The 7,673-nt window shown below is 65.6% G+C and carries 6 protein-coding genes; all 6 read left to right on the top strand.

Going from position 1 to position 7,673, the window contains the following annotated elements:
- A partial coding sequence (locus NR193_RS32690; protein WP_256754781.1) for a strawberry notch family protein occupies window positions 1–3,626 on the top strand: 3,626 nt, incomplete at its 5' end.
- A gap of 12 nt (window positions 3,627–3,638) precedes the next feature.
- Complete coding sequence (locus NR193_RS32685) at window positions 3,639–4,682, top strand: toprim domain-containing protein (protein ID WP_256754780.1); 1,044 nt, start codon at window positions 3,639–3,641, stop codon at window positions 4,680–4,682.
- Window positions 4,683–4,929: 247 nt separating this feature from the next.
- Window positions 4,930–5,871, top strand: a complete 942-nt coding sequence (locus NR193_RS32680; RefSeq protein WP_256754779.1) for a DUF2493 domain-containing protein — start codon at window positions 4,930–4,932, stop codon at window positions 5,869–5,871.
- Between the two features lie 185 nt (window positions 5,872–6,056).
- Window positions 6,057–6,317 carry a type II toxin-antitoxin system prevent-host-death family antitoxin gene (locus NR193_RS32675; protein ID WP_256754778.1) on the top strand — a complete coding sequence of 87 codons (261 nt, stop codon included), beginning with the start codon at window positions 6,057–6,059 and terminating at the stop codon, window positions 6,315–6,317.
- Complete coding sequence (locus NR193_RS32670) at window positions 6,307–6,726, top strand: hypothetical protein (protein WP_256754777.1); 420 nt, start codon at window positions 6,307–6,309, stop codon at window positions 6,724–6,726. The genes NR193_RS32675 and NR193_RS32670 overlap by 11 nt, the downstream gene beginning before the upstream one ends.
- A 193-nt stretch (window positions 6,727–6,919) precedes the next feature.
- Window positions 6,920–7,453 (top strand): hypothetical protein, encoded by a 534-nt coding sequence (locus tag NR193_RS32665; protein ID WP_256754776.1) that lies wholly within the window; start codon window positions 6,920–6,922, stop codon window positions 7,451–7,453.
- Window positions 7,454–7,673 lie beyond the last annotated feature (220 nt).

Below are 7,673 nucleotides of genomic sequence, written 5' to 3'. Positions count from 1 at the left end.
TCTATGCCCGCCACGGCACCACCGCCGAAACCCGCCTCACCATCATCGACAAGATCCCGGCCTCCGATCCAGCTGGATTCGTCGCGTCGCCGGGGAAGGCCCCCGATGTCGAGACGCTGCTCTCCTGGATCTCCGATCTGCTGCCCCGAACACCAGGCGGCTTTCCGGATTCGATCGGCGCCCTGTCGAACGGAATCCTGCGCAATGCCGCCATGCGGATGGCTGCCTCTCGATCGGCAGCGAGATCCGCATCTGCCGCCACGTCAGCGGCAGATCCGAAAATCGTGCGCCCGGCTCGGCGGGTTGCCCGGGCGAAGCCTGCCCGTCCTGTCATCGCGGCCAGCGCACCAGCCTTGCCGCTCGCCTATGAGCTTCGCCACTGGATGCCGGAAGAGGGCGGCCGGCTCACCGACACGATCTACGAGCCCTATGCGCTCCAGTCGATCCACATCCCGCGCGCCAAACCCCATCCGACCCCTTTGGTTCAATCGGCGGCCATGGCCGCGGTCGCGCCTCCAAAACCGTCTTATCGGCCGCTCCTGCCCGATGGAATCGTTGACGAAGGCCTGCTGTCGGACGCCCAGCTCGAAAGCGTGATCTATGCCGGCGAAGCCCATTTCGGCCATCTCGCCGGCGCCTGGACGGTCGATGAGACCTTCGATGTCGTCTCGGCCGCGCCCGAAGGTGCTGAGCATGCGGTCCGTTTCCGCCGCGGATGGTTTCTGGGCGACGGCACCGGATGCGGCAAGGGCCGCCAAGTGGCCGGTATCATTCTCGACAACTGGCTGCAGGGCCGCCGCCGCGCCATCTGGATTTCCAAGTCGGACAAGCTGCTGGAAGACGCCCAGCGGGACTGGTCGGCCCTTGGCCAGGAACGCCTTCTTGTCCAGCCACTCTCGCGCTATCGGCAAGGCACGCCGATCCGCCTTGCCGAAGGCATTCTCTTTACCACCTATGCCACCCTCCGCTCGCAGGAGCGTGACGGCAAGAGGTCCCGCATCGCCCAGATCCTCGACTGGGTTGGACAAGAGGCGAGGAGCGGTGAAGCCGCGACAGGGACAAAAAAAGCTTTTGACGGCGTCATCGTCTTCGACGAGGCCCATGCCATGGCCAACGCCGCCGGCGGCAAAAGCGAACGCGGAGATGTCGCACCATCGCAGCAGGGCAGGGCTGGCCTCCGGCTCCAGCACGCGCTGCCGGATGCCCGCGTCGTCTACGTCTCCGCAACCGGCGCCACCGCAGTCGAGAATCTCGCCTATGCCCAGCGCCTCGGCATCTGGGGCAGCGAGGATTTTCCCTTCGCCAACCGCGCCGAGTTCGTCGCTGCGATCGAGGATGGCGGCGTCGCCGCCATGGAAGTGCTCGCGCGCGACCTCAAATCGCTCGGACTCTACACGTCGCGGTCGCTTTCCTATGACGGTGTCGAATACGATCTGCTCGAGCACGAGCTGACGGCGGAACAGATCCGCATCTACAACGCCTATGCGGACGCCTTCCAGGTCATCCACAACAACCTCGCCGCTGCACTCGAGGCGACCAACATCACCAGCGACGCGGGCACACTGAACCGCAACGCCAAGGCTGCCGCCCGCTCCGCGTTCGAGAGCACAAAGCAGCGCTTCTTCAGCCATTTGATCACCTCGATGATGACGCCGACCCTGATCGGCGCGATCGAGCAGGACCGCGCCGACGGCCATGCGTCGGTCGTGCAGATCGTTTCGACCGGCGAAGCGCTGATGGAACGGCGGCTGGCCGACATCCCGACCGAAGAATGGTCCGACCTGCACGTTGATGTCACGCCGAGGGAGTACGTCGGTGGGTACCTGATGCATTCCTTCCCGACACAGCTGTTCGAAGAGTTTTCGGATGCCGAGGGGAATATCACTTCGCGGCCCGTACACGACGCCGACGGCAACCCCGTCCAGTGCCGGGAGGCTGTGCGCCGGCGCGATGAGATGATCGAAAGACTCGCCTTATTGCCGCCTGTCGGCAGCGCGCTTGATCAGATCCTTCATCATTTCGGCACCGACATCGTCGCCGAGGTCACCGGCCGCTCGCGGCGCATCGTCAAAAAGACCGGCCGCGATGGCATCGACCGGCTCGCCGTCGAACCCCGCCCGGCTTCGGTCAATCTCGCCGAGAGCCAGGCGTTCATGGATGACGACAAGGCCGTGCTGGTCTTTTCCGACGCCGGCGGTACCGGCCGCTCCTACCATGCCGATTTCGGAGTGAAGAACCAGAGGCTGCGCAAGCACTATCTGCTCGAAGCCGGCTGGCGCGCCGACAACGCTATCCAGGGCCTCGGCCGCACGCATCGCACCAACCAGGCGCAGCCGCCTTTGTTCCGGCCGATGGCTGCCAATGTGAAAGCAGGAAAACGCTTCCTGTCGACCATTGCCCGACGGCTCGACACGCTGGGCGCGATCACGCGCGGCCAGCGCCAGACCGGCGGGGCAGGGCTGTTCCGGTCCGAGGACAATCTGGAAAGTCCCTATGCCCGCGCGGCGCTACGCCAATTCTACTGGCTGCTCCATCAGGGCAAAATCGAGGGCTGTTCGCTGTCGACGTTCGAGGCGGTCACTGGTCTGTCGCTGACGACGGAGGAGGGCGGGTTGCGTGACGAACTGCCGCCGATCACGACCTGGCTCAACCGGCTGCTGGCGCTGCGCATCGAAACCCAGAATCTTCTGTTCGAGGTCTTTGAGCAGCTGATGGCGGCCAAGGTCGAAGGCGCCATCGCCGCAGGCACATACGACATGGGCGTGGAGACGATCACGGCGGAAAGCATCACCGTCACCGATCGCCGGACCATCTACACGCATCCGGTCTCGGGCGCGCAGTCGCATGTGCTGACCGTGGCGCGCAAGGATCGCATTCGCCCCCTTGGCCTGCCCGAGGCGCTGACGATCGCTCGTGCTGAGTCGCAGTCGGTCTTTCTGGTCAACACGCGCTCGAACCGCGCAGCGGTCCAGCTGCCGACCGCGAGCCTGATGCTCGACGACGGGACCGTGGAGCATCGCGTGCGCCTGCTGCGTCCGACGGACGAACTGCGCTTCGGCCTCGACGCCCTTGCCGAAACTTTTTGGCAGTCGGCCGACCGGAAACGCTTCTGTGAGTTGTGGGTTTCGGAGGTAGCCGCGGTGCCGGAGTTCACCACCAGCACGTTCCACATGGTGACCGGCCTGCTGTTGCCGATCTGGCGCCGGCTTCCCGATCATGATTGCCAGGTCTACCGTATCCAGACCGATGCCGGCGAACGCATCATCGGCCGTCACATCGCCCCGACGATGGTGTCGACCATGTTGCGCAATCTCGGCATCGACAACGTGCCGGCGCTCGCGCCGGAGGACGCCTGGACCGGGCTGGTCGAAGGGAAGATCGGGTTGCAACTTGCCGACGGCCTGGTCCTTCGCCGCAACCGTGTGATGAACGACTATCGGGTCGAGTTGATCGGCTTCACCGAGGCGATGGTGCCGCGCCTGAAGGTTCTCGGCCTGATCTCCGAAATCATCTCCTGGAAGCTCAGGCTGTTCATTCCGACGGGCGGGCACGGCTCCGCAATCCTCGCAGCACTTCTTGAGCGCCACACGCTGATTGGCGTCTCCGATCGCACGGCGGCGGCGTGATAGGAGGCGGTCATGTCCGGCTCGGCAGCAGAGCTGGCACGCCGCCTCGGCGACCATGCCGAGGCGGTGTGCCGCGAATACCTCTCGAACGGCCGACGCGTCGGCAATTACTGGATCGTCGGCGACGTGCGCAATACAGAGGGCCGCTCCATGCATGTGCGGCTGAAGACCAATGCCAAGGGCTTGGACGGTAAATGGGTCGACGAGGCGACGACCGAATATGGCGATCTGCTCGACGTCATCCGCGAGAGCTGCGGCCTTGTCGAGTTCCGTGATGTCGCCGACGAGGCACGTCACTTCCTCGCCATGCCGCGACCGCAGGCGCAAGACTCCGGCGTGCGGCGCCAGCCTGCCGCGGCTCGCGGCTCTCCTCATGCGGCACGCCGCTTGTTCGCCATGTCGCAGACGGTCGCCGGCACACTGGCCGAACGCTATCTTGTCGGTCGCGGCATTTTCTTGACCGCGCGTGAGCGCGCCCTGCGCTTCCATCCCGGCTGCTACTACCGCGATCTTATCACCGGTGAGACGCGACCACTGCCTGCGCTGATCGCGGCCGTGACCGGCCCCGACGGCATACTTACCGGCCTGCAACGCACCTGGTTGGATCCGGGCGGCAACGGCAAAGCGCAGGTCGACGATCCGCGCCGTTCTCTTGGTCATCTGCTCGGCAACGGCATTTGGCTCGGCCTCGATCCCGGTGCCTCTGTCCCGGTTATGGCGGCCGGCGAGGGTTTTGAGACGATGGCTTCGCTGCACACCGTTATGCCGGCACTGCCGGTTGCCGCCGCCACGTCGGCCAATCACCTAACCGGCCTGACCCTGCCGCCCGGCTGCCGGCGTCTCTATATTGCGGCCGACGCGGACGCCGCAGGCCGGCACGGCATTGAGCGCCTCAGCCAGCGAGCCGGCGAAGCCGGGATCGCAACCCTCGTGCTTCGCCCGCAGCTCGGCGACTTCAACGACGATCTGCGCCATCTCGGCCCGCCCTGTCTCGCGGCATCGCTCGGCGATCAGCTCCTCCCGGAAGATGCCCGTCACTTCCTTCCATCGGGATGAATGCCGATGGCCGGCAGGCGGGCAGAACCGGCGTCACGGAAAGTCTCGCAGCCATGGCGGCGGGTGTCATCGGAAAGGCCGTGCCCGCGGCCTGCCTGAGAGGCGATCCCTGCCACCCCCGGTCGCGGCCGCAACGGCTGCGCCGTCCTTCGCTTCGCTGCGGCCTTCGGTGCGGCCGCGCCGCGGGCGCGGCCGGGCGTCGCTGTCAGGCCACGATCGGCGCGGCCACAACCGATGGAGACACGCCATGAACTACGAGCTTCCTTTCGATGACGCCTATGAGCCCTACCACGCCTCCTCTCCAACCGATCGCGTCATCCTCGAACTCCAGATGTACGGCCATCGTCCGCATCAGGACGAACCCGATCCCCGGCCGCTGCCCGACGAGGCGGTAATCCGGGCCGGCTTGGCCGGAATCGTCGAGACTTTCGCCGGCATGCTCAGCGACACCAGGCTCGAACCCGACCTCGACGACCTGCTCTGGTCCTTCACCAATGTCTTCCACCGCGCCGCCGAACGCGTCGCCCGCAACCTCGACCGCAACGAGGAGGCACAGCGCTCGAGCCAGAACGAGCAGGACGGCTCTGAGGTGAAATCCGTGGAACTCGAACGGCTCACCGCCGAAGGCATTACCTATATCGAGCGCCGCAACGTGCTGGAAATCATGCGCGACGAGGCTGCCGACCTTTACGAGGCGCAGACCGGCTCGGCCTGGCGGCCACGCACCGGCTCCAAAATCTCGCATCAGGCGATGACGGCCGCCGTCATCGACAGCCGTGATTTCCTCGCCGCGCGCCGGCGTGCCGATACCGAGGTGCTGGTGCCGGCAGGCACGAAGATCGCTTTCGCCGGCGGGCTCGACTGCGACGAGCATGACCGGATCTGGGCCTCGCTCGACAAGGCCCGTGAAAAGCACCCGGACATGGTCCTGCTGCACGGCGGCAGCCCGCGCGGCGCGGAGCGTATCGCTGCCTGCTGGGCCGAGAACCGCAAGGTCACGCAGATCGCCTTCAAGCCGGACTGGAACCGGCACGCCAAGGCGGCTCCCTTCCGGCGCAACGACCAGCTGCTCTCGGTCATGCCCTACGGGTTGATCGTCTTCCCTGGCTCCGGCATCACCGAGAATCTCGCCGACAAGGCCCGTCGTCTCGGCATCCCGGTCTGGCGGTTCACGGAGGGCGGCGCGTGAGCGCTACCTTCCTCGCCCGGTTGCGGAACGCGCCTCCGTCACCACATCGACGGACCCGACGCTTCGCCGTCGGGTCCGTCCTGCACTCGCGTCCAACCCTCCACTTGCCGATACCATCGGGACGAGACAATTTCTTGCTAATCTGGAAAATATGGATATTATGGAAACCTAAACGGAGCTCGGCCATGCGACAGTTCACGACAGGCGACCTCAACAAGCAGGTTGGTGATGTCACCGATGCCGCCAGCCGCGAACCGATCGTGCTCACCAAACACCGGAAACCCCGCTTCGTCCTCATGAGCTACGAGCATTACGAGCGGATGCGCTCCGGCACGGATCCGCGGCGCGCCTATTATATCTCCGATATGCCGGAGGAGCACGAGGACCTCTTCGCCGCGGAAATCGACCGGCTGGCGCGCGGCGAGGGTTATGATGATGAGCCGTGAGTTCCTGCCTGGCCAGATCATCGCCTATCCGTATCTCTGGGCATGGCAGCGGGAACGCGGAGAAACCGAAGGCCGCAAGGTCCGGCCGACCTGCGTCGTGGTCGCCGTCAGAAGCGCGAATGACGGTCTGACCCATCTGGCACTTCTCGCCATCACCACGCAGCCGCCGCAACGCGGTCGCGTTGCGCTCGACATACCGGATATTGAGCGCCGGCGGGCCGGTCTCAGCGACCTCGAGCGTTGCTGGATCGTCGTCGACGAATACAATTACGACGTTGCCGAGCGCTCTTGGTACATCGAACCGGGAAACGACATCCTCGGCCGCTTCAGCAAGGCCTTTGTGATGAAGATCGCGACTGCTTTTGCCAAAGCGCGGCAATCGGGCCGGCGCGTCGACCGTCTGGATTGACGCTTTTCGTCCTTGAATTTCTCTAACCCGTCTACTGGGCGCGCCGGCCTGCGGCCGGCCGGGCTCTACTCGCGGCATGCTGCCGCTTCCCGACCCGGCTTCGCCGTCTCGGCCTTCGGTGACGATCCCTCGCGCGGGAGAGGAAGAGGAGAATCGGGCCGGGGCCGGGGCTTTGAGAGAAAGGAAAGCGACCATGACGATGATATTTTTAGGCGGCTCTCGTGACATCTTCGAACTGCCCGTCCCTGTGATCGAGAGGATCGGCGCGATTGTAGCCACCGAGCATGGCGTGCTGATCGGCGATGCACCGGGAGCCGATGCCGAAATGCAGGGCCTGCTCGCCGGCTATAATTACGAGCATGTCGGTGTCTTCCACGCCGGCCCGGAACCACGCAACAATCTCGGTGACTGGGCCGCCTACCCCGTCCCGCCTCCCCACGGAGCAGAGGGCTTTGCCGCTCACGCCAGCAAAGACCGCGAGATGGCTCGCCGCGCCGACTTCGGCCTGATGGTCTGGGACGGTGCATCGCCGGGCACCTGCCTCAACGTGCTGCGCCTTGTCATGAAGGGCAGCCCCTGCGTTGTCTGTGACACGATGCGCGGCATGATGGCGACTGTCCGCGATACCATGGACTGGCGCGCCGTGCTGCAGCATGCCGACCCAGAAGTGCGCCGCGCGGTAGAGGCCCGCATGTCGGAGAATGAACGGCTCGTACTGGAAGCCTGATCGCGGGGGGCGCTTTGACGGGCGCCCGACCGGGCGGCGACAGCCGCCCGCCCTTACCCGGCCGGAGGCCGACCCCTTGCGACCCCGCCTCTCGCGATCGGCCCGTAATCCACGAGAATCCGCTGCCTCCCCGCAGCACCACGGGCAGGGCGGTTGCCGATCAGGCGGCCGAAGGCTTGGTGGATCGAGATCCTCTCGCGATCGGCCCGTAATCCACGAG

This window comes from Mesorhizobium sp. Mes31 (assembly GCF_024519675.1).
Taxonomy (GTDB): Bacteria; Pseudomonadota; Alphaproteobacteria; order Rhizobiales; family Rhizobiaceae; genus Mesorhizobium.
This window is presented reverse-complemented; position numbering and strand designations above follow the sequence as displayed.

Bases quoted from the DNA above. Each gene is read 5' to 3' on its own strand.
- NR193_RS32685 (WP_256754780.1), top strand. From the start codon at position 3,639: ATGTCCGGCTCGGCAGCAGAGCTGGCACGCCGCCTCGGCGACCATGCC.
- NR193_RS32680 (WP_256754779.1), top strand. From the start codon at position 4,930: ATGAACTACGAGCTTCCTTTCGATGACGCCTATGAGCCCTACCACGCC.
- NR193_RS32675 (WP_256754778.1), top strand. From the start codon at position 6,057: ATGCGACAGTTCACGACAGGCGACCTCAACAAGCAGGTTGGTGATGTC.
- NR193_RS32670 (WP_256754777.1), top strand. From the start codon at position 6,307: ATGAGCCGTGAGTTCCTGCCTGGCCAGATCATCGCCTATCCGTATCTC.
- NR193_RS32665 (WP_256754776.1), top strand. From the start codon at position 6,920: ATGACGATGATATTTTTAGGCGGCTCTCGTGACATCTTCGAACTGCCC.